This window comes from Mycobacterium paraffinicum (assembly GCF_001907675.1).
GTDB lineage: Bacteria > Actinomycetota > Actinomycetes > Mycobacteriales > Mycobacteriaceae > Mycobacterium > Mycobacterium paraffinicum_A.
On record NZ_MPNT01000015.1, the window covers coordinates 69,718 to 94,428 of the forward strand.

General features: G+C 67.0%; 28 protein-coding genes and 1 pseudogene. 17 read left to right on the top strand and 12 right to left on the bottom strand.

The features are described from left to right. Window positions 1-9 precede the first annotated feature (9 nt). The 6 genes from BRW65_RS17390 to BRW65_RS17415 all read left to right on the top strand — a co-directional run bounded on the left by BRW65_RS17390 (window position 10) and on the right by BRW65_RS17415 (window position 5,701). Window positions 10-1,674, top strand: coding sequence for a thiolase C-terminal domain-containing protein (locus BRW65_RS17390; RefSeq protein WP_073876685.1), 1,665 nt, complete (start codon window positions 10-12; stop codon window positions 1,672-1,674). Further along, window positions 1,671-2,564, top strand: coding sequence for an alpha/beta hydrolase (locus BRW65_RS17395; protein WP_073876686.1), 894 nt, complete (start codon window positions 1,671-1,673; stop codon window positions 2,562-2,564). The genes BRW65_RS17390 and BRW65_RS17395 overlap by 4 nt, the downstream gene beginning before the upstream one ends. After that, window positions 2,561-3,376: an NAD(P)-dependent oxidoreductase gene (locus tag BRW65_RS17400; protein WP_073876688.1), complete on the top strand. Its 816-nt coding sequence runs from the start codon at window positions 2,561-2,563 to the stop codon at window positions 3,374-3,376. Before BRW65_RS17395 ends, BRW65_RS17400 begins: the two co-directional genes overlap by 4 nt. Further along, window positions 3,373-4,173 (top strand): NAD(P)-dependent oxidoreductase, encoded by an 801-nt coding sequence (locus tag BRW65_RS17405; RefSeq protein WP_073876690.1) that lies wholly within the window; start codon window positions 3,373-3,375, stop codon window positions 4,171-4,173. The genes BRW65_RS17400 and BRW65_RS17405 overlap by 4 nt, the downstream gene beginning before the upstream one ends. A 111-nt stretch (window positions 4,174-4,284) precedes the next feature. Continuing rightward, window positions 4,285-5,490 (top strand): cytochrome P450, encoded by a 1,206-nt coding sequence (locus BRW65_RS17410; protein WP_073876692.1) that lies wholly within the window; start codon window positions 4,285-4,287, stop codon window positions 5,488-5,490. Between the two features lie 10 nt (window positions 5,491-5,500). Further along, window positions 5,501-5,701, top strand: a complete 201-nt coding sequence (locus tag BRW65_RS17415; RefSeq protein WP_073876694.1) for a ferredoxin — start codon at window positions 5,501-5,503, stop codon at window positions 5,699-5,701. A gap of 3 nt (window positions 5,702-5,704) precedes the next feature. Here BRW65_RS17415 and BRW65_RS17420 read toward each other — a convergent pair whose 3' ends face one another. The 9 genes from BRW65_RS17420 to BRW65_RS17460 form a co-directional block, all read right to left on the bottom strand. Next, the gene (locus tag BRW65_RS17420; RefSeq protein WP_244168125.1) at window positions 5,705-5,938 is read right to left on the bottom strand and encodes a DUF1330 domain-containing protein; all 234 of its coding nucleotides are present in this window, start codon (window positions 5,936-5,938) and stop codon (window positions 5,705-5,707) included. A 69-nt stretch (window positions 5,939-6,007) separates the two neighbouring features. Beyond that, entirely contained in the window at window positions 6,008-6,196 is a 189-nt protein-coding gene (locus BRW65_RS17425; RefSeq protein ID WP_073876698.1) for a ferredoxin, read from the bottom strand. After that, window positions 6,193-7,464, bottom strand: coding sequence for a cytochrome P450 (locus BRW65_RS17430; RefSeq protein ID WP_073876700.1), 1,272 nt, complete (start codon window positions 7,462-7,464; stop codon window positions 6,193-6,195). Before BRW65_RS17430 ends, BRW65_RS17425 begins: the two co-directional genes overlap by 4 nt. A gap of 124 nt (window positions 7,465-7,588) precedes the next feature. After that, window positions 7,589-8,104, bottom strand: a complete 516-nt coding sequence (locus tag BRW65_RS17435; protein ID WP_073876702.1) for a hypothetical protein — start codon at window positions 8,102-8,104, stop codon at window positions 7,589-7,591. Continuing rightward, entirely contained in the window at window positions 8,101-8,715 is a 615-nt protein-coding gene (locus tag BRW65_RS17440) for a TetR/AcrR family transcriptional regulator (RefSeq protein ID WP_073876703.1), read from the bottom strand. The genes BRW65_RS17435 and BRW65_RS17440 overlap by 4 nt, the downstream gene beginning before the upstream one ends. A 119-nt stretch (window positions 8,716-8,834) precedes the next feature. Continuing rightward, window positions 8,835-9,983, bottom strand: coding sequence for a thiolase family protein (locus tag BRW65_RS17445; protein WP_073876705.1), 1,149 nt, complete (start codon window positions 9,981-9,983; stop codon window positions 8,835-8,837). A 4-nt stretch (window positions 9,984-9,987) separates the two neighbouring features. After that, entirely contained in the window at window positions 9,988-10,797 is an 810-nt protein-coding gene (locus BRW65_RS17450) for an enoyl-CoA hydratase/isomerase family protein (protein ID WP_073876707.1), read from the bottom strand. Beyond that, window positions 10,794-11,960, bottom strand: a complete 1,167-nt coding sequence (locus BRW65_RS17455; protein ID WP_073876709.1) for an acyl-CoA dehydrogenase family protein — start codon at window positions 11,958-11,960, stop codon at window positions 10,794-10,796. Before BRW65_RS17455 ends, BRW65_RS17450 begins: the two co-directional genes overlap by 4 nt. 118 nt (window positions 11,961-12,078) lie before the next feature. Beyond that, the gene (locus BRW65_RS17460; protein ID WP_073876711.1) at window positions 12,079-13,377 is read right to left on the bottom strand and encodes an amidohydrolase family protein; all 1,299 of its coding nucleotides are present in this window, start codon (window positions 13,375-13,377) and stop codon (window positions 12,079-12,081) included. A gap of 433 nt (window positions 13,378-13,810) precedes the next feature. Between BRW65_RS17460 and BRW65_RS17465 the strand changes: the two genes are divergently transcribed. The 8 genes from BRW65_RS17465 (at window position 13,811) to BRW65_RS17500 (ending at window position 19,918) form a co-directional block, all read left to right on the top strand. Then, window positions 13,811-14,344, top strand: a complete 534-nt coding sequence (locus tag BRW65_RS17465) for a carboxymuconolactone decarboxylase family protein (RefSeq protein WP_073876713.1) — start codon at window positions 13,811-13,813, stop codon at window positions 14,342-14,344. Between the two features lie 12 nt (window positions 14,345-14,356). Then, complete coding sequence (locus BRW65_RS17470) at window positions 14,357-15,643, top strand: aromatic ring-hydroxylating oxygenase subunit alpha (RefSeq protein ID WP_073876721.1); 1,287 nt, start codon at window positions 14,357-14,359, stop codon at window positions 15,641-15,643. Next, on the top strand, window positions 15,618-15,950 hold the full coding sequence (locus BRW65_RS17475) for a hypothetical protein (protein ID WP_073876722.1): 333 nt from the start codon (window positions 15,618-15,620) through the stop codon (window positions 15,948-15,950). The genes BRW65_RS17470 and BRW65_RS17475 overlap by 26 nt, the downstream gene beginning before the upstream one ends. A gap of 3 nt (window positions 15,951-15,953) precedes the next feature. Next, window positions 15,954-17,180 (top strand): metal-dependent hydrolase family protein, encoded by a 1,227-nt coding sequence (locus BRW65_RS17480; RefSeq protein ID WP_073876724.1) that lies wholly within the window; start codon window positions 15,954-15,956, stop codon window positions 17,178-17,180. Further along, window positions 17,158-17,607, top strand: coding sequence for a nuclear transport factor 2 family protein (locus BRW65_RS17485; RefSeq protein WP_073876726.1), 450 nt, complete (start codon window positions 17,158-17,160; stop codon window positions 17,605-17,607). Before BRW65_RS17480 ends, BRW65_RS17485 begins: the two co-directional genes overlap by 23 nt. After that, entirely contained in the window at window positions 17,604-18,701 is a 1,098-nt protein-coding gene (locus tag BRW65_RS17490; RefSeq protein WP_073876728.1) for an acyl-CoA dehydrogenase family protein, read from the top strand. The genes BRW65_RS17485 and BRW65_RS17490 overlap by 4 nt, the downstream gene beginning before the upstream one ends. A gap of 24 nt (window positions 18,702-18,725) precedes the next feature. Further along, complete coding sequence (locus tag BRW65_RS17495; protein WP_073876823.1) at window positions 18,726-19,511, top strand: acyl-CoA dehydrogenase family protein; 786 nt, start codon at window positions 18,726-18,728, stop codon at window positions 19,509-19,511. Between the two features lie 143 nt (window positions 19,512-19,654). Beyond that, window positions 19,655-19,918, top strand: a complete 264-nt coding sequence (locus tag BRW65_RS17500) for a DUF4190 domain-containing protein (protein WP_073876730.1) — start codon at window positions 19,655-19,657, stop codon at window positions 19,916-19,918. Here the strand turns inward: BRW65_RS17500 and BRW65_RS32935 are convergent. Together BRW65_RS32935 and BRW65_RS32940 are read right to left on the bottom strand one after the other, a co-directional pair. Continuing rightward, a complete protein-coding gene (locus tag BRW65_RS32935) occupies window positions 19,915-20,439 on the bottom strand; it encodes an acyl-CoA dehydrogenase family protein (protein WP_432206433.1) in 525 nt (174 codons plus the stop codon). The two genes, BRW65_RS17500 and BRW65_RS32935, sit on opposite strands and share 4 nt — an antisense overlap. Further along, window positions 20,437-21,138: pseudogene (locus tag BRW65_RS32940) on the bottom strand (acyl-CoA dehydrogenase family protein); the annotation flags it as partial. The gene BRW65_RS32935 and the pseudogene BRW65_RS32940, both read right to left, overlap by 3 nt. 194 nt (window positions 21,139-21,332) lie before the next feature. Between BRW65_RS32940 and BRW65_RS17510 the strand changes: the two are divergent. From BRW65_RS17510 to BRW65_RS17520, 3 genes are all read left to right on the top strand, one after another. Further along, the gene (locus tag BRW65_RS17510; RefSeq protein ID WP_073876733.1) at window positions 21,333-21,983 is read left to right on the top strand and encodes a TetR/AcrR family transcriptional regulator; all 651 of its coding nucleotides are present in this window, start codon (window positions 21,333-21,335) and stop codon (window positions 21,981-21,983) included. A gap of 226 nt (window positions 21,984-22,209) precedes the next feature. Continuing rightward, the gene (locus BRW65_RS17515) at window positions 22,210-23,058 is read left to right on the top strand and encodes a mycofactocin-coupled SDR family oxidoreductase (RefSeq protein WP_073876735.1); all 849 of its coding nucleotides are present in this window, start codon (window positions 22,210-22,212) and stop codon (window positions 23,056-23,058) included. A gap of 11 nt (window positions 23,059-23,069) precedes the next feature. Beyond that, on the top strand, window positions 23,070-23,900 hold the full coding sequence (locus tag BRW65_RS17520; RefSeq protein ID WP_073876737.1) for an SDR family NAD(P)-dependent oxidoreductase: 831 nt from the start codon (window positions 23,070-23,072) through the stop codon (window positions 23,898-23,900). Here BRW65_RS17520 and BRW65_RS17525 read toward each other — a convergent pair. Further along, entirely contained in the window at window positions 23,897-24,706 is an 810-nt protein-coding gene (locus tag BRW65_RS17525; protein WP_073876739.1) for an SDR family NAD(P)-dependent oxidoreductase, read from the bottom strand. The two genes, BRW65_RS17520 and BRW65_RS17525, sit on opposite strands and share 4 nt — an antisense overlap. Between the last annotated feature and the right edge of the window lie 5 nt (window positions 24,707-24,711).

Sequence of the window (24,711 nt, forward strand, 5' to 3'; positions counted from 1 at the left end):
GGAGGTGACGTGTCAGCAGCACAGGACCGTCCGCTGCCCCAGATCACGCAGGACAACGAGTTCTTCTGGACCTCAGGAGCCGACGGCAAGCTGCGGCTGCAGGAATGTCAGGCCTGCCAATCGCTGATCCATCCGCCCGCGCCGGTGTGCCGGTATTGCCGCTCACTAGATGTCGGGGTGCGGGCGGTCTGCGGCAGGGCAACGCTCGCCGGGTTCACCATCAACGAACGGTTCAGCCTGCCCGGGCTGGCCGCGCCCTACGTGATCGCGCAGGTGGCGATCGCCGAAGATCCGCGGATCCGGTTGACCACCAACATCATCGAGTGCGAGCCCGATCGGCTCGAACTCGGCCAACAGGTCGAGGTCGTCTTCGAGCACGTCGAGGACGTGTGGTTTCCGCTGTTCCGGCCGGTACGGAACGCCGAAGCCGGCCCGTTGCCGGCCGACGAGATAGCGCCGGAGCGCTTCGCCGAACATGTGCGGCCCATGCTGACCGAGGAGAAGTTCGAAGACAAGGTCGCACTCACCGGGATCGGCATGTCACCGATCGGTCGCCGGCTGATGCAGCCGCCGTTGGCGCTGACCGTGCAGGCGTGCGAAGCGGCCGTCGCCGACGCCGGCCTGACATTCGCCGATATCGACGGCCTGTCCACCTACCCCGGCGCAATCACCGTGGCGGGGATGGGCGAAGGCGGCGTGACCGCGCTGGAGGCCGCACTCGGCATCCGGCCGACATGGCACAACGGCGCCATGGAGACGTTCGGACCGGGCGGATCGCTGATCGCCGCCATGCAGGCGGTCGCCTGCGGCCTTGCCCGTCACGTGCTCTGCTTCCGGACGGTGTGGGAAGCCACCCACGGCGAGCTGATGAAGCAGGGCAAGATCACCCCGACCCATGGTTCAGCGGGCCGGATGTCGGGCTGGCAGATGCCATTCGGCGCGACGTCCGCGGCGCACACCTTGGCGATGAACGCGCAGCGGCACTTTCACCGTTACGGCACCACCAAGGAGACCCTGGGCTGGATCGCGTTGAATCAGCGGGCGAACGCCGAACTCAACCCGACCGCCATCTACCGGTCGCCGATGACGATGGACGACTACCTGAACGCGCGGCCCATCACCACGCCGTTCGGCCTCTACGACTGCGACGTCCCCTGCGACGGCGCGATCGCCGTCATCGTCTCGGCCGTCGACGCCGCCCGCGACCTGGCCAAGCCGCCCGTCCTGGTCGAGGCGGTCGGGACCCAGATCGTCGAGCGGATCGACTGGGACCAAAGCACTTTGACTCATGAGCCGCAGGTGCTGGGGCAGGCCGCGCACGTGTGGACCCGAACCTCGCTGCGCCCCGACGATGTCGACGTCGCCGAACTCTACGACGGCTTCACCATGAACTGCCTGTCCTGGATCGAAGCACTCGGATTCTGCGGAATCGGCGAGGCCAAAGACTTTCTCGACGGCGGCAAGAACATCGCCCGCGACGGGCAACTGCCGCTCAACACGCACGGCGGGCAACTCTCGCACGGCCGGACCCACGGCATGGGTCTCGTCCACGAGGCCGTCACCCAGCTGCGCGGCGAGGGCGGCGACCGCCAGGTCGCCGACGCCCGCGTCGGCGTGGTCAGCAGCGGCGGCCTCACCCCCAGCGGCGTGCTGCTGCTCCGGGCCGACACATGAGTGCCCCGCGGCCCAGGCTGGTGATCGTCGACGGCGTGCCGATGTCGGCGTTGATCGCCGAGGCCGCCCAACCGAAGGCCGTGATCGTGGCCATTCACGGCGGCGGCACCACCGCAATGTATTTCGACTGCCCGGGCCACCCATCGTTGTCCCTGCTGCGGACCGGCGCGGCGGTCGGATTCACCGTGGTGGCGCTCGACCGCCCGGGCTACGGCAGTTCCGCACCGTATCCGGAAGCGATGGCGCGGCCCGAGCAACGCGTCAACCTCGCCTACGGCGCGGTCGAGCGCATCCTCGGGGACCGACCGCGCGGTGCGGGGTTGTTCCTGATGGGCCATTCCGGCGGATGCGAACTGGTGATGCGGATGGGCGCCGACGAGCGCGGCGCCGATCTGCTCGGCATCGAGCTGGCCGGTACGGGCCGGCGCTACCACCCGGCGGCGCGAGAAATACTGAAAACGGCGACGCGCGAGCGCCGTCCGGCCGGTTTGCGTGAGTTGCTGTGGCATCCGAAAAACCTTTATCCGCCCGAGGTTCTCACCGGGGCGACGGTCTCCCCGACCGCCCCCTCCTACGAGGACCAGATGGTGTCCAACTGGGCTCGCCAGGACTTTCCGGCGCTGGCCCCCGCCGTGCGGGTGCCGGTCCAGTTCAGCATCGCGGAGCACGAAAAGGTTTGGCAGAACGACGCTTCGGCGGCTACCGAGATCGAGAGCCTGTTCTCCGGCTCGCCGCGGTTCAGCGTCCATCGGCAGCCCGGAGCGGGGCACAACATGAGCCTCGGCCACACCGCCGCCGACTACCACGCGCAGGTTTTCGCGTTCGCCGACGACTGCCTGGCGGGCCGGGCGAATCCCGCTGACACAGCAGGCGACCTGGAGGCCGGATGAGAGTCGGCTTCATCGGCCTGGGCAGTCAGGGCGGCCCCATGGCGCGCCGGATCGTCGAGGGCGGCTACGAGACGACGCTGTGGGCGCGCCGTCCCGCGACCCTCGAGGCGTTCGCCGACACCACCGCGAAGGTCGCCGGGTCACCCGCCGAGCTCGCCGCCGCCAGCGATCTGGTCTGCCTCTGCGTCGTGGGCGACGCCGACATCGACGAGATCACGTCCGGTGACCATGGCGTGCTGGCCGCGATGAAGCCGGGCGGTGTTATCGCCGTCCACAGCACCGTGCACCCCAACACCTGCCGCGAACTCGCGAAGAAGGCAGCAGCCAAGGGGATTTCGGTCGTCGACGCGCCGGTGAGCGGCGGCGCCCCTGCCGCGTCCGAAGGGCGTCTGCTGGTGATGGCCGGCGGCGACGCCGACGCCGTCGCGCGGTGCCGCCCGGTCTTCGCCACCTATGCCGATCCGATCGTCCACCTCGGCGAGCTGGGTTCCGGTCAAACCACGAAACTGCTCAACAACCTACTCTTCACCGCCCACCTGGCCACCGCGGCAACCACGCTCTCGCTGGCCGATGCACTCGGTGTCGACCCGGACCGTCTCACGGAAGTGATATCCCGCAGCAGCGGGAACAGCTTCGCGCTCAACGCCCTTGGCGGCATCGGCGGACTGGACCGGCTTGCCGGGGTGGCCGGGACGCTGCTGCAAAAGGACGTCCGCCTGGTGGTGGACCTGGCAGACCGAGCCGGCGCGAACGGCGGCGCCGTCCTGAAAGCGGCCGACGCCGCGCTGACCCTCATGGGGCATCCGCGGTGAGGGTCGGATTCGTCGGTGCGGGCCGGATGGGCCGCCCCATGGTGGCCCGCCTGGTGGCGGCCGGCCACGACGTCCGCGTCCTGGGACGGACACCCGAAAACCGCGGCGAGCTCGAGCGGCTCGGCGCGCACGCGGTGGCCGACCCGGCCGAGACGGGTCGCCGGGCCGACATCGTGGTGCTCTGCGTGTTCACCGAACAGCAGGTGCGGGAGGTATGCCTGGACGGCGGACTGCTGTCCGCCATGCCGCCCGGGTCGGCGCTGGTGGTGCACACCACCGCCAGCCCGAACACCATCGACGCGCTCGCCGCACACGCCGAACGCGTCGACGTCGTCGACGCGGCGGTCAGCGGCGGCCCACACGACGTCGCGGCCGGCCGGCTCACGCTGTTCGTGGGTGGCGCGGACGACGCGGTGACGCGGGTGCGGCCGGTGCTGGACTGCTACGGCGATCCGGTCCTCCACGTCGGCCCGCGAGGCTCCGGCCAGAAAGTGAAGCTGGTCAACAACGCGTTGTTCGCGGGCCACATCGGGCTGCTCGTGGAGGCGGTGGGGTTGAGCGAGCGGCTTGGCGTGCCGGAATCGACGCTGCTGCGCGCGCTGTCGCACGGCAGCGCAGCCAGCCGCGTCCTGAGCCTCGCGGCGGCCGGCGGCTCCATCGCGTCGTTCATCGAGGTTGCCGGTGAATTCGTGAACAAGGACGTGAGCGTGGCGCGTGGCATCGCGCAGGAAATCGGCACTGAGCTGGGCGCGCTGGACGACGCAATCAACGCCATCGGCGCCCCGAACGGGGTTTGAGATGCCAGCGTTTCGGTCTTTCCGGTTCGTCACGAAGGTATTACCGTTAGCGTTACAGTCAACGACTCGGCTGTAACGGTTCAGCCCACCCTCGCCGCTGAGGAGGATTCAGTGACAAAACCGAAGGTCGTCTTCGATCCGTACTCCGAGGACTACTACAACAATCCGTTCGACATCTATCGACGGATGCGCGAGGACGCGCCGTTGTACTACGACGAAAAAGAGGACTTCTACGCGTTAACCCGCCACGTGGACGTCGCGGCGGCATTCAAAGACTTCGAGACCTATTCCTCGGCACGCGGCTGCGACCTGGCGATGGTGCGCCGGGGCATCCCGCCCGAACAGAAGTCGATCATCTTCATGGATCCGCCGGAGCACCGCCACATGCGCAGTCTGCTCAACAAGGCGTTCACCCCGCGGGCGATCCAATCGCAGGTGGAGACCGTCAACGAGGTGATCGACAAATACCTCGGCGCTTGCGATCCGGACAACTTTGACGTTGTGCAGGACTTCTCCGGGCCGTTCCCGGTGGAGGTCATCACCCGGATGGCGGGGGTGCCGGAGGAATACCGCCAGCAGGTTCGCCACTGGATCGACACCAGCCTGCACCACGAACCGGGACAGATCGAAGTCAGCGAGGCCGGCATGCAGGCCAACATCGACACCGCGATGTACTACTTCGGCCTGATCCAGGAGCGGCGCGCGGAGCCGCAGGACGACATGATCAGTAGGCTGATCGCCGCCGAGATCCCCGGCGAAGACGGTCAGCCTCGCAAACTTGACGACATCGAAATCACCGGCTTCGCGACGCTTTTGGGCGGGGCGGGGGCCGAGACCGTTACCAAGCTGCTCGGCAACGCGGCGGTGATCTTCGCCCGTCACCCCGACCAGTGGCAGAAGCTGCAGGACGACCGCAGCAAGATCCCGGGGGCGGTGGAAGAGCTACTGCGCTACGAGGGGCCGGTGCAGTACAACGTGCGCTACACGCTAAAAGAGGCACACGTCAGCGGCGGCGTGATCCCTCCAGGCAAACCGGTGTTCCTCTGCGGAGCCGCGGCCAACCGCGACCCGGATGCCTTCACCGACGCCGACACCTTCGACATCGAGCGCGACCAGACCGAGGCGCAGCACCTGGGGCTCGGGTACGGGATTCACAGCTGCCTGGGCGCCGCACTGGCCCGCCTGGAAAGCAGGATCGCGCTCGAGCGGCTCCTCGACTTCATGCCGCGCTACGAGGTGGACTGGGCTGGCTGCCAACGGGTAACCATGCAGAACGTCGCGGGCTGGAAGAACGTGCCCGTCAAGGTACTTCGGTAAGGGGGTTGCCGTGACAAAGAAAATCGAAGTCGATTGGGGGCTCTGCGAGAGCAATGGTGTCTGCATGGGCATCAATCCGGAGATTTTTCTCCTCGGCGACGACGACATGCTGAGCGTCTTGCAGGAAGAAGTCACCCCGGAGAACGAGGCGGACGTGCGTGAGGCCGTTCGTCAGTGCCCGCGGCAGGCCATTTCGATCGTGGGCGAGTAACGATCAGAATCCGGACAGGATGACGGCGTTGCAGTCCGCTGCGGCCTGCCGCAGTTTCGCCGCCTTCTGGTAACCCTCGGACTCGTACCACGCGCGGGCCGCGTCCACCGATTCGAATTCCAGCACGACGGTCTGCTCGCCGTGCCAGGTGCCCTCGATCACCCGGGGAGCGGTATCCACCGCCAGAATGGTGGCCCCGGCCATCGCCGAACCGGCGGCCCGCGCATAGGCTTTCATGCCCTCCGGGTCCTTGATGGCCTCCGTGAGGATGACATACCCCTTCGCCACTGAATCTCCTTGACTGGATTAGATTTTGCTGATCGCCTGCTCGGGACAGCACTCGATGGCCTCTTCGGTGGCCGCTTCGAATTCCGTTGGGACATCGGACTCTATCGCCTCGGCGTAGCCGTCGTCGGTCAGGCCGAACACCTCTGGGCACAGCGTCGTGCAGACGCCGTGGCCGCGGCAGCGCTGGTCGTCGACCGTGACTTTCATGCCGGCGTGAACTCCAGGTGCAGCTCGGTCAGGCCGCGCAGGATGTACGTCGGAACGTATTGGTAGCGACGGTCATTCGCCGGGCCGTGGGCCTTCTCGTCGATCCTGATATCCGACGTTCGGTCGAGCAGGCGTTCGATCGCCACCCGGGTTTCGGCGCGCGCCAACGGGGCGCCCGGGCAGCTGTGGATACCGCGCCCAAACGAGATGTGCTGCCGGGCGTTCTTGCGGGCCGGGTCGAAGGTGCTCGGGTCTTCGAACCGACGGGGATCACGGTTGGCGGCCGCCTGCACCACCATCACGGTGGTTCCCGCCGGCAGATCGACACCCCCGACATTGACGGGCACCCGATTCAATCGGAAGTCGCCCTTGACCGGGCTCTCGTGCCGCAACGACTCCTCGATGAAGTTGGGGATCAGACTGCGGTCCTTGCGTAATTGCGCCTGGATGTCCGGCCGCTCCCCGAGAGTCTGCAGGGCGGCGCCCAGCAGCCGCACGGTGGTCTCCTGGCCCGCGGAAAACACGTTGCTGGCCACCCGGGCCACGTCTTCGACGTCGGGGGTCGAGCCGTCCGGGTAGGTGGCCGTCGCCAGGCCGGTCAGCACATCGTCGCGCGGCTCGCGCCGGCGGTCCCGAACGTAGTCGGAGAAGAGCCCGTAGAGGAATTCCAGCGGGCTGTGCGCCAGCGAGCCCTTGGTGCCGCCGACGCCGCCGCCGGAATGGTCGCGAATGCCCTTGACGAACTTGTCTCGATCCTCCTCGGGCACGCCGAGCAGGTCGGCGATGACCAGCAGCGTGAACGGGCCGGCGAAGCCCTTGATCCAGTCGCCGTGACCGGGCGCCAGGAATGTGTCGAGCACTTCGTCGGCGAGCACCCACATGGCGTCCTCGTTCTCCTTGAGGCGCTTCGGGGTGATCAGCCGCATCAGCAGCGAACGGTGGTTGGTGTGGATCGGCGGGTCGAGGGTGGGCAGCTGGTCGCTGAACGGCAGCTCGTCGCGGTGTTTTTCGATCAGCTCGGTGATGTCGTCCCCTTCCAGCGGTACCGGGAAGCCGGGGAATGGACCGGTCACCGAGATGCAGGAGGACCAGGTCTCGGCGTCGTTGAGGACCGCGCACGCCTCCTCCCAGCCGGTGATCATGGTGACGCCGTGGTGGCCCTCGCGGGTGACGGGGCACCGCGCTCGCAGGGCCTCGTAGTAGGGGTACGGGTCTTCGATCAGCTCGCTGCCGCGGAAGAAGTCCCACTCGGAGAATTCGTTCGCCATCTCCTGCTCCTTGAATCTCGGCTAGTGAGAACGCGCCTCTCGCAGATGAGTATTACATTTCCACACGGCAAGGTGGTCGTCAACGAAGGGGACGCAACGAAGCGCGGGACGACGGTATGCGGCGTCAGCTGGCGGGGATCAGATCGGCGGCGACCGACGGCCACGCGAGCAGGCCGCTGCGGAAGGTCTCGACGTGGCCGATCGAGCCGCACGGCAGCGCGGCGGCCGCCAGCGCCTGCGCCTTGAACGTGCGGGCGGCCATGCTTAGCCGGTGCTGCACCAGCCCGACGCTGTCGTCGAGTTCGGCCGGCCACGTCTCGCCCCACAGCGTGACCTCGGTGACGCCATGGTCGAGGGCCTGCAGCACCCCTTGGCGCACCCGCGAGTCGCAGCCGAACAGGTCCGCCGCGGCCGCCAGGGCCTGGGGACGGGGGCGGGATTGCACCGAGGCCAACGCGCCTTCGAGGTCGATCACCCGGGCGCCGAGGATCTGCAGCGGTCGATCGTCCGCGCGGCCGGCCAGGTCCGCCAGCAGCACGGTCACGTCCCACCCCGCCATCGCCCGGTCGAAGAGCCAGCCGCCGGCGAACCGCACCACGTCGACCGCGGTGGCGGCGACCACGTCGAGCCGGTATCTCATGTCCTGGCGCGGCTCTTCGACGGGGCGAAGTCCCGCGCCAGCGTCTCGGCGTACTGCTTGAACACCTCGGTTAGCGGTACCGATGGATCGAGCAACCATGTGGTTTCCATTCCGTGGACGAAGGCGAGGATTTCTACTGCCTTGACGGCGGGGTCTATGTCCGCCCGGTACCGGCCATCGGCCTGCCCGCGGCGGATGAGGTCGGCGACGATGTCGGTCGCGGCGCGATGCCGGGCCAGCATCCGGTCGTGCAGTGGAGCGTCGGGGAGGATGTTCTCGACCAGCAGCACCGTGAACGTTCCGACCAGTTCGGGCGCCCGGTTGAACCGGTCGGCGACCTGGGCGATCTGGGCGAAGAGATCGCCGGTCCGGTCGGCGTGCAGGTCGTCGTCGAGGTCGCGGGCGTCAAGGACCGCGTGCAGCAGCTGTTCTTTGGACTCGAAGTGATGCAGCAAGCCGGCGGGGGTGACCCCGGCCTCGCCGGCGATCTGGGCGAGGGTGGTGCTGCGCCAGCCATTGCGCGTGAGCAGCCGTTGCGCGACCTCGAGGATCCGCTGCTTGCGGCCCTCGCCCTTGGCGAGCAACGTGTCGTAACGCCGTGTGTCGGGCACCGGACTCCTTTGACCGATTGGTGGGCCGAACCAACCTAGTGAACAAACAGTAGGTTAGTTTCCCCGCTGTGACAAGGGTCACGCGCGGTGTCCTTTTTGGCGCGCGGCGACGCCCGGCGCTAGCGGACCAGCTCTACCAGGGTGGCGTTGGCGGTGCCGCCGCCCTCGCACATGGTCTGCAGTCCGTAGCGAATTCCGTTGGCGCGCATGTGGTGCGCCATCCGTGTCATCAAGACGGCCCCGGATGCACCCAACGGGTGCCCCAGGGCGATGGCGCCGCCGAGCGGGTTGACCCGTTCGGGGTCGGCCCCGGTCTCGGCGAGCCAGGCCAGCGGAACCGGCGCGAAGGCCTCGTTCACTTCGAACGCGCCCACCTCGGACAGGCCGACTCCAGCCTTCTTCAGCACCTTCTCGGTCGCCGGGATGGGCCCGGTGAGCATCAGCACCGGATCGGCCCCGGTCACCGCGCCGGCGAGGTAGCGCACCAGCGGGGCGAGCCCCAGCTCGACCGCCATCTCCGCGGTCGTCACCAGCAGCGCGGCGGCGCCGTCGGAGATCTGCGAGGAGTTGCCCGCGTGGATGACGCCGTCTTCGGTGAAGGCCGGCTTGAGGCCGCTGAGTTTCTCGACTGTGGTCCCCCGCCGCACGCCCTCGTCGGCCGCGACGACAGTGTCGCCTTCGGTGAACACCGGCACGATCTGGCCGGTGAACGCGCCGGAATCCTGGGCGGCCGCGGCCCGTTCGTGAGATTGGGCGGAGTACTCATCGAGCCGGGTGCGGGAGAGACCCCACTTCTTGGCGATCATTTCCGCCGACAGGCCCTGGTTGAAGGAGAAGTCGTCGTAGCGAGCGAGGACCTTCGGGCCGTACGGCATGCCGGTCGCCCGGGCCGAACCGAGCGGGACGCGGCTCATGACCTCGACGCCGCCGGCGACCACGACGTCCTGTTGGCCGGACATGACCGCGTGCACTGCGAAGTCGAGCGCCTGCTGGCTGGAGCCGCACGCGCGGTTCACGGTGGTCCCGGGGATGGACTCCGGCCAGCCGGCGGCCAGGACCGCGTAGCGGCCGATGTTGCTGGACTGGTCGCCGACCTGGGACACACAGCCCCAGATCACGTCGTCGACCATCTCCGGGCCGACGCCCGTGCGTTCCAGCAGTTCGTTGAGGACGACGGCGGACAGGTCCGCGGCGTGCATCCCGGCCAGGCCGCCGTTGCGCTTGCCCACCGCCGTGCGCACGGCTTCGACGATGACTGTTTCCCGCATGTCGCTACTCCGCTTCCTTGGATTTCGATAGCGCCCACCGACCAGTAAACGACGGCTCCCTCCGCTCGGCGAAGGCGGCATACGCGGCGGCCGCGTCGGCCGTCGCGAAATTGCCCACCTGAGCGCGGGCCTCGTTGGCCAGCGCGTCGCGCAAGGTGCTGTCGGCGCCCTCGTTCAACAGGGCCTTGGTGTGGGCGAGGGCGATCGGCGGGCCGGCCGCCAACCGGTCGGCGAGATCGTCGACGAAGGCGTCGATCTCCGCCGCCGGCGTCAACCAGGTCACCAGGTTCAACGCGTGCGCCTGCTGGGCGTCGATCGTCTCGGCGAGCAATGCGAGCCGCTTGGCCTGTTGCAGGCCAACGAGTTTGGGCAGCAGCCACGATCCGCCGAGGTCGATCGACAGACCACGCTTGGAAAAAATCTGGCAGAACGTCGATTCCGGCGTTGCGACGACGAAGTCGCATCCCAGCGCGAGGTTCCATCCCGCCCCGACGGCCACTCCGGCCACCTTGGCGATGGTCGGTATCGCAAGTTCGTGCAGGGCCAGCGCCACGTCGGTCAGGCGCTGCAGCTTGTAATTCGGATGAATGTCGTCGGCGACCGAGATGTCGGCGCCGGAACAGAAGCTGCCGCCGGAGCCGGTGAGCACGAGCGCCCGAACGCCGCGGTCGTGACCGGCGGCTTGCAGCGCGTCGCGCAACGCGATCCACAGTTCGGGGTTGATCGCGTTCTTGCGGCGCGGGCGGTTGAGCGTGAGCGTGCGTACGCCGTCACGGTCCTCAGACAGCAGCACGGGCTCACCGGGCGCGGTCAATAGCTCCTCGGCAGTTTCAACACGTTGGATCCCAGGAAGTTCAGGATCATCTCCTGGCTGACCGGCGCGATCTTCATCAGCCGGGCCTCGCGGAAGTAGCGAGTGATGTGGTACTCCTCCGCATAACCCATGCCGCCGTGGGTCTGCAGCGCCCGGTCCGCGGCGGTGAAGCCGGCATCGGCGCACAGGTATTTCGCGGTATTCGCCTCGCGCCCACAGGGTTTGCCGTTGTCGTACAGCCAGGTGGCCTTGCGCAGCATCAGCTCGGCGGCGTCGAGGCGTGCCAGCGAGTCGGCGAGCGGGAACTGCAGGCCCTGGTTCATGCCGATGGGCCGGCCGAAGACCTCACGCTCGTTGCCGTATTTCACCGCCTTGTGCAGGGCCACCCGTCCGATGCCGAGGGCCTCGGCGGCGATCAGCATCCGCTCCGGGTTCAGCCCATCCAGGATGTACTGAAACCCCTTGCCCTCCTCGCCGATTCGATCCTCGACCGGCACCTCGAGATTGTCGATGAACAATTCGTTGGAGCTGACGGCGTTGCGGCCCATCTTGCGGATGGGACGGATGTCGACCCTGCTGCGGTCGAGGTCGGTGATGAACAGCGTCATCCCGTCGGTCTTCTTGGTCACTTCCTCATAGCTTTGGGTGCGGGTGAGCAACAGGATCTTGTCCGACTCCATGGCTTTGGAGATCCACACCTTGCGGCCGTTGACGATGTAGCGATCGCCGTCGCGTTTGGCGAAGGTGGTGATGCGGGACGTGTCAAGGCCGGCACCCGGTTCGGTCACCCCGAAGCAGACGTGCACCTGGCCGGTCGCGACCTTCGGCAGCGTGCGGGCCTTGAGCTCGTCGGAGCCGTGCACCACCACGGGTTGCATGCCGAAGATCGACAGGTGAATCGAGCTCGCGGCGTTCATGGCCCCGCCGGATTTCGCGACCTCTTCCAACAAAATGGTGGCTTCGGTGATCCCGAGGCCGTGCCCGCCGTACTCGGTGGGAATCGTCATGCCCAGCCAGCCGCCGTCGGCGATGGCCTGATAGAACTCGGAAGGGAATTCGTGCGCCTGGTCTTTTTCCATCCAGTACTGGTCGTCGAACTTGCGCGCCAACTCCGCGACCGACCGGCGGATCAATTCCTGGTCGTCGGTCAGCTCAAAGTTCATGCCACCGCCGGGCACTGCTGGATCTCCTCTTCATTCATCGCGAGCAGACGCAAAGTCGCATAATCACGGTCCAAACAACGCGATTTTGCGTCTGCTCGTGGGGACCGCGCCTGGCGCCTCAGTCCTTGTTCCCGCTGAGGGCCTTCGCGTTGGCCGCGAACTCCGCGAAGGACGAGCCGCCTCTGGAGTCTTTGTCGTGGCCCTTCGCCTTGATGGACACGTCGTGCCCCTCGGCGGCTTTGCGCAGCGCACCCACCGTCGCCTGTTCGCGCGCAATGTGCGTGAACGGGTCGAACGAGTACCAGCGCATCGCGTTCTCGTGCGTCATCTTGTTGATCTCATCGTCGGGAACGCTGTTGAGGGACAACACATCCCACAGCTCTTCGGGCGCCCCCGGCCACATCGAGTCGCTGTGTGGGTAGTCGGCTTCCCAGCAGATGTTGTCGATGCCGATCATGTTGCGCAGCGCCACGCCGACCTTGTCGCTGATGAAGCAGGTCAGGAAGTGGTCGCGGAAGACCTCGCTGGGCAGCTTGCCGTTGAAGTTCTGGTGCGTCCAGGCGGAGTGCATCTCATAGGTGCGGTCGGCGCGCTCGAGGAAATAGGGGATCCAGCCCGTTCCTCCTTCGGAGAGCGCGATTTTCAGGTCCGGGTACTCCTTGATCGGCCGCGACCACAACAGGTCCGCGGCGGCCTGCACGATGTTCATCGGCTGCAGCGTGATCATCACGTCCATCGGCGCGTCCGGCGCGGTGATGGCCAGGCGACCCGAGGAACCGATGTGCACGTTCATCACGGTGTCGGTCTCCACCAGGGCTTTCCACAGCGGGTTCCAGTACTCGTCGTGGAAGCTGGGATAGCCCATCGCGGCGGGGTTTTCGGTGAAGGTCAGCGCGTGCACGCCCTTCTTCGACACCCGGCGCACCTCGGCGGCGCACGCCTCGGCATCCCAGATCACCGGGATCGCCATCGGGATGAACCGCGCGGGGTAGGCGCCGCACCACTCGTCGATGTGCCAGTCGTTGTAGGCCTGGACCAGCGCGATCGAGAAGTCGTTGTCGTCGGTGGCGAACAGCCGCCCGGCGAAACCCGGGAAGGACGGGAAACAAATCGAGGCCAGGATGCCGCCGGCGTTCATGTCCTTGACGCGCTCGTCGACGTTGTAACAACCCGGCCGGATCTCGTCGAGCCCGGTGGGCTCGATGCCGTACTCCTCCTTTGGCCGACCGGCGACCGCGTTGAGCGCGACGTTGGGGATGACCGTGTCGCGGAACTTCCACATGTCCGAACCGTCGGCGTTGTGCACCAGCCGCGGCGCGTCGTCCTGGTACTTCTTCGACAAGTGGTTCTTGAACATGTCCGGCGGCTCGACGGTGTGGTCGTCGACGCTGATCAGAATCATGTCTTCTTTGTTCATGGCCGTTGCCCTTTCGTCGGGTCCGCCTATCCGGTTCCGCTCCCACGCAGCCTCGGCGAATCGCTGTCCCGTGCCAAGATCCCTAAAATGAAAACTAGCTTCTCGCTAGGTGAGAATCAACATTCAGCCGACGCGACGACCGGCTTTGCCCGCCCGACCGGGGACGGGACGAACCCGTAACCGGCCCGGCCCGAGGCGAGGATGCGCCGGGGGCAGCGGGCGACGTCCCGAACGAGCCCGGCGCGGACGCCGCCGTTTTCGCTGGCAGGGGCGGTCCCGGCGGCGGCGTGCGCGCACCGCGCCCCGCCCGGGCGCGCCCCCGCCCGTCGGCATTGACCGGCCGCGCGATTCGTGCAAGTCTATTGGTTGGAAATGAGAATATCATTCTCCTAGTCCGAGAGGTGGCCGGGAGGACGGCGAGAGGAGAGCACGGATGCGGTTACCGCCGCTGCCGGTCGATCGGTGGGACGAAGCGACCCACCAGGCGCTCTCGGCGATGCGTGACCCGGCCGCCAACAACGCGCTCAGCACCCTCGCCCACCACCCGGCGCTGGCGAAGGCATTTCTGCGGTTCAACGTTCACCTCTTGACCTCGTCCACGCTGCCGGCGGGCGTCCGCGAACTGGCCATCCTGCGGGTGGCCCATCGTCGCGAATGCGCCTACGAGTGGTCTCACCACCTCAGGATGGCCAAGGACGAGGGAATCACCGACGACCAGATCGCCGCCGTGCGGGGTGCCGGCGAGGGCGCCGCCCACTTAGACGAGTTCGATCGCGCGGTGATCACCGCCGTCGACGAACTCGAAGACAAATCGCGACTGTCCGACGAGACCTGGGCCGCGCTCGGCGAGCGCCTCAACGACCAGCAGCGGATGGATTTCGTCTTCACCGTCGGCTGCTACGCCATGCTGGCCATGGCCTTCAACACTTTTGGCGTACAGCTCGAGCACGCCGATCAAAACCGCTAGGAGAGGTAGAAAGTGGCCCACTTCCCCAAGCCAGCCGCAGGCAGCTGGACAGAGAACTACCCCGAACTCGGCACGGCGCCTGTCGATTACACCGACTCCATCGATCCGGCGTTCTTCGAAGCCGAGCGCGACGCCGTCTTCAGGAAGACCTGGCTCAACGTCGGCCGGGTCAACCGGCTCCCGCGGGCCGGCAGCTACTTCACCCGAGAGCTGCCATCGGCCGGCAAGGGCACGTCGGTGATCATCGTCAAGACCAAGGACGGCACCGTCAAGGCGTACCACAACGTCTGCCGGCACCGCGGAAACAAGTTGGTGTGGAACGACTTCCCCAACGAGGAGACCTCGGGCACCTGTCGGCAGTTCACCTGCAAATACCACGCCTGGCGCTACAGCCTCGACGGTGACCTGACCTTCGTTCAACAGGAAGACGAGTTCTTCGACCTCGACAAGGGCAACTTCGGCCTGGCCCCCGTGCGGTGCGAGGTATGGGAAGGCTTCATCTTCATCAACTTTGACGACAACGCGGCGCCGCTGATCGACTACCTCGGCCCACTGGCCAAGAGCATCGAGGGCTATCCCTTCGGCGAGATGACCGAGACTTACTCCTACCGCGCCGAGGTCGGCAGCAACTGGAAGCTGTTCATCGACGCGTTCGTCGAGTTCTACCACGCGCCGATCCTGCACCAGGGGCAGTACACCAAGGAGGAAGCCGCCAAGATCCAGAAGTACGGCTACGAGGCGCTGCACTACGAGTTGGCCGGCCCGCACAACCTGCAGTCGACCTGGGGCGGCCAGGCACCGCCCCCGGACATGTCCATGGTCAAACCGATGGACCAGGTGTTGCGCAGCGGCCTGTTCGGGCCCTGGGACAAGCCGGACATCATCGAAAACCTCGAGCTGCCACCGGGTGTCAACGTGAAGCGGGTGCCGCAATGGGGCATCGACTCGTGGCTCTTCTACCCCAACTTCATGCTGCTGATCTGGGAGCCGGGCTGGTACCTGACCTACCACTACTGGCCGACCGCCGTGGACAAGCACATCTTCGAATGCACGCTGTATTTCGTCCCGCCGCGCACCGCGCGGGAGCGGCTGGCCCAGGAGTTGGCCGCCGTGACGTTCAAGGAGTACGCGCTGCAGGACGCCAACACACTGGAAGCGACCCAGACCATGATCGGCACCCGGGCCGTCAAGGAATTCCTGCTGTGCGACCAGGAAGTCCTGATCCGTCACCTGCACAAGACGACCGGCGACTACGTGAAGGAGTATCAGAACAATGGCCACGTCGCTGCTGCCCGCTGAATTCGCCGACCTGGAGCCCTTTTTGGACTGGGATCTGGCCACCGAACCCGAGCGTTACGCCAAGCGGCTGTCCTCGACGATGGCCGAGATGCAGGCCTTCTACGACGTGGCCTTCCCCCGCCTCAACGACGTGATCGCCTACTGTGACAAGTACCCACTCGACGATCTCCCCGAGGATGCAAAGGCTCTCATGCACATGATGCAGTCGCTCGTCATGGTGTCATTTCCGATCGAGGCGTGGAAGCAGCCGAGGGTGCCCGACAGCGGCGCGGCCTGGGTCGAGTGCATCCGGGAGCCGGTGATCTAACCGGTGTTGACGCTCAAGGCCGCCGGGCTGCTCGACGTCGACGCCGGCGAGATCGTCTCCCCCGGCGTCGTCCAGGTCGACGGCGACCGGATCGTGAGGGTCGGCGGCGAGCCGGAGGGCGAGCTCATCGACCTCGGCGACCACATCCTGCTGCCGGGCCTGATGGACATGGAGGTCAACCTGTTGATGGGCGGCCGCGGCGAAAAGCCCGGCCTGTCCCAGGTTCAGGATGACCCGCCGACGCGGGTACTGCGGGCGGTCGGCAACGCGCGGCGTACGCTGCGCGCCGGATTCACCACCGTGCGCAACCTCGGCCTGTTCGTCAAGACCGGCGGCTACCTGTTGGACGTCGCGCTGGGCAAGGCCATCGACGCGGGCTGGATCGACGGGCCGCGCGTGGTGCCGGCCGGACATGCCATCACCCCCACCGGGGGCCACCTGGACCCGACCATGTTCGCGGCGTTCGCACCCCATGCGCTGGAGCTGACCGTCGAAGAGGGCATCGCCAACGGCATCGACGAGATCCGCAAGGCCGTGCGCTACCAGATCAAGCACGGCGCCGAGCTGATCAAGGTCTGTTGCTCGGGCGGGGTGATGTCGCTGACCGGTCCGCCTGGCGCGCAACACTATTCCGATGAGGAACTGTGCGCGATCGTCGACGAGGCGCACCGGCGTGGCCTGCGCGTCGCCGCGCACACACACGGCGCCGAGGCGGTCAAGCACGCCATCGACGCCGGCATCGACTGCATCGAGCACGGGTTTTTGATCGACGACGAAGCGATCGCCGCCCTCGTAGAGCACGGCACCTTCTTGGTGAGCACCCGGCGCTTGGCCGACGGGGACGCCATGGACGTCTCGCACGCCCCGCCCGAGCTGCAGGCCAAGGCGGCCGAGATGTTCCCGAAGGCGCGCACCTCGATCGTGGCCGCGTATCAGGCGGGCGTGAAGATCGCGGTGGGCACCGATGCGCCCGCGATCCCGCACGGCCGCAACGCCGACGAGCTTGTCACCCTTGTCAACTGGGGGCTACCGCCGTTGGCCGTGCTGCGGGCGGCCACGGTGACCGCAGCCGAGCTGATCAACTCGACCGATCGCGGCCGCCTCGCGGCGGGTCTGCTCGCCGACGTCATCGCGGTGCCGGGAAATCCCTTGGAAGACATCACCGTCACCCAGAACGTTAGCTTTGTCATGAAAGGCGGCAAGGTCTATGTCGACGCTCGATCAGCCTGAAAACGGCCCAACTCGAACTGACGACCTGGTCGAGATCCAGCAGTTGCTCGCCCGCTACGCGGTGACCATCACCCAGGAAGACATCGACGGGCTGATCGGCGTCTTCACCCCGGACGGCACCTACAGCGCCTTCGGCTCGACCTACAAGCTGGACAGGTTCCCCGAGTTGGTCGCGGCGGCCCCAAAGGGCTTGTTCCTCACCGGAACCGCCTTGATCGAGACCCTCGACGGCGACTCCGCGAGCGGCACCCAGCCGTTGTGCTTCATCGACCACGCCACCCACGACATGCGGATCGGCTATTACCGCGACACCTATTCCCGAACCTCGGACGGGTGGCGGCTGAAAACCCGCGCCATGACGTTCATTCGCCGCAGCGGTGTGCACGACTCCGGCCGCCCGCACGCCGTCGGCCGCCCGACGCCGTGAATGTCGGGGAGTTCCGGGCAGGCTTGCGCTCGTGGCTCGACGACCATGACTTGACCCCCGGGCCCGACCATTCGCTGCAGGGCCACATGCGGCAGTTCGCCCGGGTCAGCCGCGCGCTCTACGACGCCGATTGGATGCGTTACGGCTGGCCCACCGAGGTCGGTGGATTGGGCGGTCCGGCGGTGCTACGCGCGATCGTGGGCGAGGAGGTGGTTGGTCGCCGCCTGGCCGAACCCGGCCCGTATTCCATGCTCGAGGTCCTCGCGCCAACGATGATCGACTACGCCCCGCCCGAGCTCGCCGCCGAAATGGTGCCGCGGCTGCTGAGCGGGGAAGAGCAGTGGTGTCAAGGCTTTTCCGAGCCCGGTTCGGGCAGCGACCTGGCCTCGTTGACCACCCGCGCGACGCAGCGAGGCGACAACTGGATCGTCAACGGGCAGAAGGTCTGGACCAGCTTCGCGCAATTTTCCTCCCGGTGCGTCCTGCTCACCCGCACCGCACCGGGCCACGACGGGATCACCGCCTTCTTCGTCGACCTCGACACCCCCGGCATCACCATTCGGCCGCTACGGACGATGCACGGCGTGGACGAATTCTGCGAGGTCTACTACAACGACGTGGTGATACCCGGGAGCCGGATGCTGGGCCAACCGGGAGACGGCTGGCGACTCGCCATGGACCTTCTCCCGTATGAGCGGTCCACCTGCTTCTGGCAGCGAATCGCTTACCTGTACTCCCGCTTCGACGAACTCATCGCGCAGGCGTCGGATGCCGGAGAGCCGAGCGAATCCGCGCTGGGGGCAGCATATCTGGCGCTGCATACGCTGCGCTGCCGATCCCGCGACACCCAGCATCGGCTGCGCGACGGGGCGCGCTTGGGCCCGGACACGTCCATCGACAAGGTGCTGCTGGCCGGCGCGGAGCAACGGCTCTACGACACCGTCCGTGACCTGCTGCCCGGAACGCTCGAGCTCGATGACACGCCCTGGCGCCCCGAATACCTCTACTCCCGGGCGGCGACCATCTACGGCGGAACCGCCGAGATTCAGCGCAACATCATCGCCCGCCGGCTACTCGACCTCGGGAAGGAGTGAACCGTGGACCCCGAGGCACTGAACATGCTGGCCCAATCCCTGCGCACCGCGATGACGGCCGCCAGCGGCGCCAAGCTCGACGCGGTGTTATCCGACCTGGGCTGGCACGACATGCTCGACGAACTACCCGATGTTGCAATACCTTTGGTCTTCCGGCTGCTCGGCGAGACCGGCGCGCACGCCCCGGTCCTCAACGACGTGGTGTTACGCGAGGCCGGCGCGGCGCCGGGAGGCACCCTGGCGCTACCATTCGCCGGCGGCTGCTGGGTGGTCTGGGAACGCGGTGAGGGCGTCGGTTCGGCGATCGATGAGGCGCTGCCGATACACCGCGTGCCACAGGGGGATTTGTTGCCGCGGGCCGCGGTCGACGCGGGGCGGCGGGCATTGGGCTGGTGGATGGTCGGCGCCGGCCGCGCCATGCTGGCGCTGGCGCGCCAGCACGCCCTGGACCGCGTCCAATTCGGACGGCGCATCAGCTCGTTCCAGGCGATCCGGCACCGGCTGGCCGAGACGCTCGTCGCGATCGAGGGCGCCGAAGCGACGCTGCACGTCGCGGCGGATTCGGACGACCACGACGGCCTTGCCTCGCTGCTGGCCAAGGCGGCCGCCGGCCAGGCCGCGCTGACCGCCGCCCGCCACTGCCAGCAGGTGCTCGGCGGGATCGGCTTCACCGCCGAGCACGCGCTGCACCACCATGTCAAACGGTCGCTGACGCTGGACGGACTGCTGGGCAACACGCGAGACCTCACCCGCGAGGCCGGAAAGGCTCTGGTGGACAGGGGCTTTGCGCCGCGGCTTGCGGAGCTGTAACCCCCAGGGTTCCCGTTCCGTCACGGAGTCGCACCGCGCTGTCGCTGTGAAGCGGGCGAGGCGGCGGGTGCCGAATCTCGGTGACGACTGCGACCTGACACCTGCGCGTACACTTCGTCTGGCCACCAAGACGATGGGACGCGATGAGTCAGCCCGAACCTCCTCGAAACGAGCTGGGCGTCGCCTCGCTGCTCGTCGGCGTGGTCGCGCTCCTCACGTGCTGGATGCTGCTCGGGGTGCCCTTCGGTATCGCGGCGGTGATAACGGGGGATGTCGCGCGCAGACGGGTGCAGCGGGGCGAAGCGAACAATCCCCGAACAGCACTGGCGGGCATGGTGTTGGGCGCGGTGTCGATTGGCGCGGGGCTGGTCGCGATCGGGTACTACGCCTGGCTGGACGCCCGCTAATTCCGGGGTAAGCCAAGCACCCGCTCGGCGATGATGTTCCGCTGAATTTCCGACGTGCCGCCCGCGATGGTCGCGGCGAAGCTGCGTGCGTATCGGTCGAACCAGCTGCGGTAATGGCTGTCGAGATTCAAGGCGGCGAACGGGGCGGTCACCACGCGGTGCACGAGCCCGTCCGTCTGCGCGGCATTCAGCGCGTCCTCGGACGCGCGTTGCAGGGCCTCGGAGCCCAGCAGCTTGAGTACCGATTGGGCCGGTACGTCCTCTTCCCCGCGCGCGGCACGCGACAACGCCGCGGATCCCAGTAGCCGCAGGGCGTAGGCGTCCATCACCAGGGTGGCGTAGCGATCCCGCTCCAGCGAGCTCGAGGGCGCGAAATCGATACTCAATTCATGCAGCAGGTCGACGTACCCCATCCACAGCATCACGCGCTCGTGTCCCAGGGAACCGGTGGCCACCCGCCATCCGCCGTTGAGTTCGCCCACCAAATTCTCGGCCGGCACCCGCGCGTCGGTGAAAAACACCTCGTTGAAGTCGACTTCATCGCTGTCACAGATCGACGCGAACGGGCGGCGCACCACCCCCGGCGTATCGGTCGGGATCAGCAGCACGCTAATACCCTTGTGCTTCGGCGCCTTTGGATCGGTGCGCACGAAGGTCAGCAACACGTCGGCATCGTGGGCACCCGAAGTCCACACCTTCTGCCCGTTGACGACGAAGTGGTCACCGTCAAGCACCGCGCGCGTTTTCAGCGACGCGAGATCCGATCCCGCCCCCGGCTCGCTCATCCCCAGCGACGCGGTCATCTCGGCCCGCAATATCGGCACCGCCCACCGGCGCTTTTGTTCGGGCGTCCCGAAGGTCAACAGCGAGGCCGCGATGATGCCCACGCCCTGCGGATTGAAGCTCTGGTAGATGCGCCGCCGCCCGAGCTCCTCGAGGTACACGTATTGCTGCAGCAGCGTGGCGTTGCGCCCGCCGAACTCCGGCGGATTCCCGGGGAGCAGCCACCCGCTGTCGAACAGCAGCCGCTGCCAGCGTCGGGCCCATCCCGGGACGTGCGAGCTGGAGCGCGGCCGTTCGAACGCCTCGGCGTCGGAGGGCAGATGGGCGTCCAGGAAGGCGATGAATTCGCAGCGGAAAGCCTCCACGTCGGCGTCAAAGGTGAGCTGCACGTGACTCCCCGCAACGGTCGTGAGCACTCCCCCGCGTCGGTAGATCACGATTTCCGCCGACCGCCCGGTTCGCTCTTATGATTACGCTTCCATACACACGTCTAAGAGAATAGTATTCTCGCAGCGAGAAAGTTACAATCTCCGACACATGATCCGTGAGGGGGTCGAGCGCAGCGATGTCACGGCGTTCTCCGGTAGAGTCCAATCATGTTCTCCCCTCGCGGCAATCAGCTGAGCCGGCGTTGACCAGTCCGAGCGAGGAGCCGGCCTGGAAGCAGCGGGCCGTCGAGCGGTCGATCAAGACGGCGAAACTGCGTGCCGCGCAGCGCGTTCAGCGCTTTCTGGACGCCGCCCAGGCGATCATCATCGAGAAGGGCTCCACGGACTTTACCGTGCAGGAGGTCGTGGACCGGTCCCGTCAGTCGTTGCGCAGCTTCTACCTGCAGTTCGACGGCAAGCACGAGCTGCTGCTGGCGCTGTTCGAAGACGCCCTGAGCCGGTCCGCCGATCAGATTCGCGCCGCCACCGAGAGCCAAGCCGATCCCCTGGAGCGCCTCAAGGTCGCGGTCCAACTCCTCTACGAGGCATCCTGTCCGGATCCGACCGCGAAGCGGCCGCTGTTCACCGATTTCGCTCCGCGGTTGCTAGTTACGCATCCCGCCGAGGTCAAGGTGGCGCACGCGCCCTTGTTGGCCTTGCTAACGGAGCTCATGGAGGCGGCCTACGACGCCGGCGAGCTGCGTGCGGGCGTGAATGCGAAGCGTATGGCCGCGATGACCATGCAGACGGTCATGTTCATCGCGCAATCCAGCGGCGGCTCAGACGACGCGACCATCCACCCCATCACCAGCGATGAGGTGTGGGATTTCTGCTCGCGCGGCTTCGTCGGCTAGCTGCGCAGGCCTCACCCAGAGCTGATCAAATACCGCACGCCGTTTGCTGCTGAGAATCAGATTCTCTAATATATAGAATCACGAATAGCCAAAACGGATTCGTCGTTGACACCCCTGACGGGGTGGTGACAGAGTGCAAAAGGCGGCGAGACCCGCGGTCCCGGGGACGCGGTCCCGGCTGTTCTGAGCTGGGGCGCGTGATCACTAGTCAGGAGTTGAGGAAGCCATGGCCGGACGTGTTGAGGGCAAAGTCGCTTTCGTCACCGGGGCGGCGCGCGGTCAGGGCCGCAGCCACGCGGTGCGGTTGGCGCAAGAGGGTGCCGACATCATCGCCATCGACATCTGCAAGCCCATCCGCGAGGGCGTCACGGACACCGCCATCCCCGCCTCGACGCCCGAGGACCTCGCCGAGACGGCCGACCTGGTCAAGGGGCACGACCGCAGGATCTTCACCGCCGAAGTCGACGTGCGCGACTACGACGCGCTGAAGGCCGCGGTGGACAGCGGTGTCGAACAACTCGGCCGGCTGGACATCATCGTGGCGAACGCCGGGATCGGCAATGGCGGCGACACTTTGGACAAGACCAGCGAAGAAGACTGGACCGAGATGATCGACATCAACCTGGCGGGGGTGTGGAAAACCGTGAAAGCCGGTGTGCCGCATCTCCTGTCGGGCGGCAGGGGCGGTTCGATCGTCCTGACGAGCTCGGTCGGCGGGCTGAAGGCCTACCCCCACACCGGCCACTACGTCGCAGCCAAGCACGGTGTCGTCGGGTTGATGCGCGCCTTCGGCGTCGAGTTGGGGCAGCACATGATTCGGGTCAACTCGGTGCACCCGACGCACGTCAAGACGCCGATGCTGCACAACGAGGGCACGTTCAAGATGTTCCGCCCGGACCTGGAGAACCCCGGTCCCGACGACATGGCGCCGATCTGCCAGCTGTTCCACACCATGCCGATTCCGTGGGTGGAGCCGATCGACGTCAGCAATGCGGTGCTGTTCTTCGCCTCCGACGAATCCCGCTACATCACCGGCGTGACCCTGCCCATCGATGCGGGTAGCTGCTTGAAATAGAGTTCCGTCCCATGGACGGGTTTGAGGGTCGCGGAACGGTGGTCACCGGCGGGGCGAGCGGTATCGGTCTGGCCACCGCCACCGAATTCGCCCGCCGGGGCGCCCGCGTGGTGCTCTCCGACGTCGATCGGCCCGGCCTGGAGCAGGCGGTAAACCACCTGCACGCCCAGGGATTCGACGCGCACGGCGTCGTCTGCGACGTCCGGCATCTCCACGAAATGGTTCACCTCGCGAAAGAATCCTTCCGCCTGCTCGGCCGCGTCGACGTCGTCTTCAGCAACGCCGGCATCGTGGTCGCGGGCCCGATCGCGCAAATGACCCACGACGACTGGCGCTGGGTCATCGACATCGACCTATGGGGCAACATCCACGCCGTCGAGGCCTTCCTGCCGAGGTTGCTCGAACAGGGCACGGGCGGCCACCTCGCGTTCACCGCGTCCTTCGCCGGCCTCGTTCCCAACGCCGGCCTCGGGGCGTACGGCGTCGCCAAATACGGCGTGGTCGGCCTGGCCGAGACGCTCGCCCGCGAGGTCAAGGACAACGGCATCGGAGTTTCGGTGCTGTGCCCGATGGTGGTGGAAACAAAGCTGGTCTCCAACTCGGAACGCATCCGAGGCGCGGATTACGGGCTGTCGTCGTCGCCGGAGGCGGCGGATGGGACGCTGCCGACGCAGGACGAGAGCGTGACCGTCCACGACGTCGCCCGGTTGACGGCGGACGCGATCCTGGCCAACCGCCTGTACGTGCTGCCGCACGAGGCCGCCCGGGCCTCGATCCGCCGCAGGTTCGAGCGCATCGACCGCACCTTCTCCGAGCAGGCCGCCGAAGGATGGAGCCACTAACCGGACGGACCGAGCCGGTAATCCCCCGTCGACGGGTCGTGATACCAACCGCTCGCCGCGTGGGTGCCGCCATCGACGTGCAGGGTCTGCCCGGTCAGGTACGCCGACATGTCCGACGCCAAAAACACTGCCACACCGGCGATCTCGTCGACATGGCCGGGACGGCCCAGCGGCACGACGTGGCCGATTCCGGCCAGCGCCGCCTCGCCCCCGAGCCGCGCCAGCCCTTCGGTGAGCGTGATGTCGGGGGCGATCGCGTTGACCCGGATGCCGTGCGGCGCCAGTTCGAGCGCCGCGGTCTGGGTGTAGTTGATGACGCCCGCCTTGGCCGCCGCGTACGCCGCATAGCCCGGCGCGGCGCGCACCCCCTCGATCGACGTCACCGAGATGATGCTGCCGCCCTGGCCCGCTGACACCAGCTGCCTCGCGACGCGTTGGGTGCACAGCAACACGTGGCGCAGGTTCGCCCGGTACAGCGCATCCCAACCGTTCTCACTGGTTTCCAACAGCGGTGACGCGAAGACCCCTCCGGCGTTGTTGACCAGGATCGAAGGAATGCCGAGCTCGGCGTTGGTTCGCTGCAGCGCATCGTCCACCTGGCCGCTGTCTCGCACATCCGCCACGATGCCCAGGGCCCCAATGGATTCGGTCGCGGAGGCGCAGGTCTGCGGGTCTCGTTCCCAGATCGCGACCGAGGCACCGAAGGCGGTGAGTCCGGCCGCGATGCCGCGACCGATGCCCGCCCCGCCACCGCTGACCACCGCCACGCGGCCGGTGAGCATGATGTCCGAGGGATCGATCGCCATCAGCG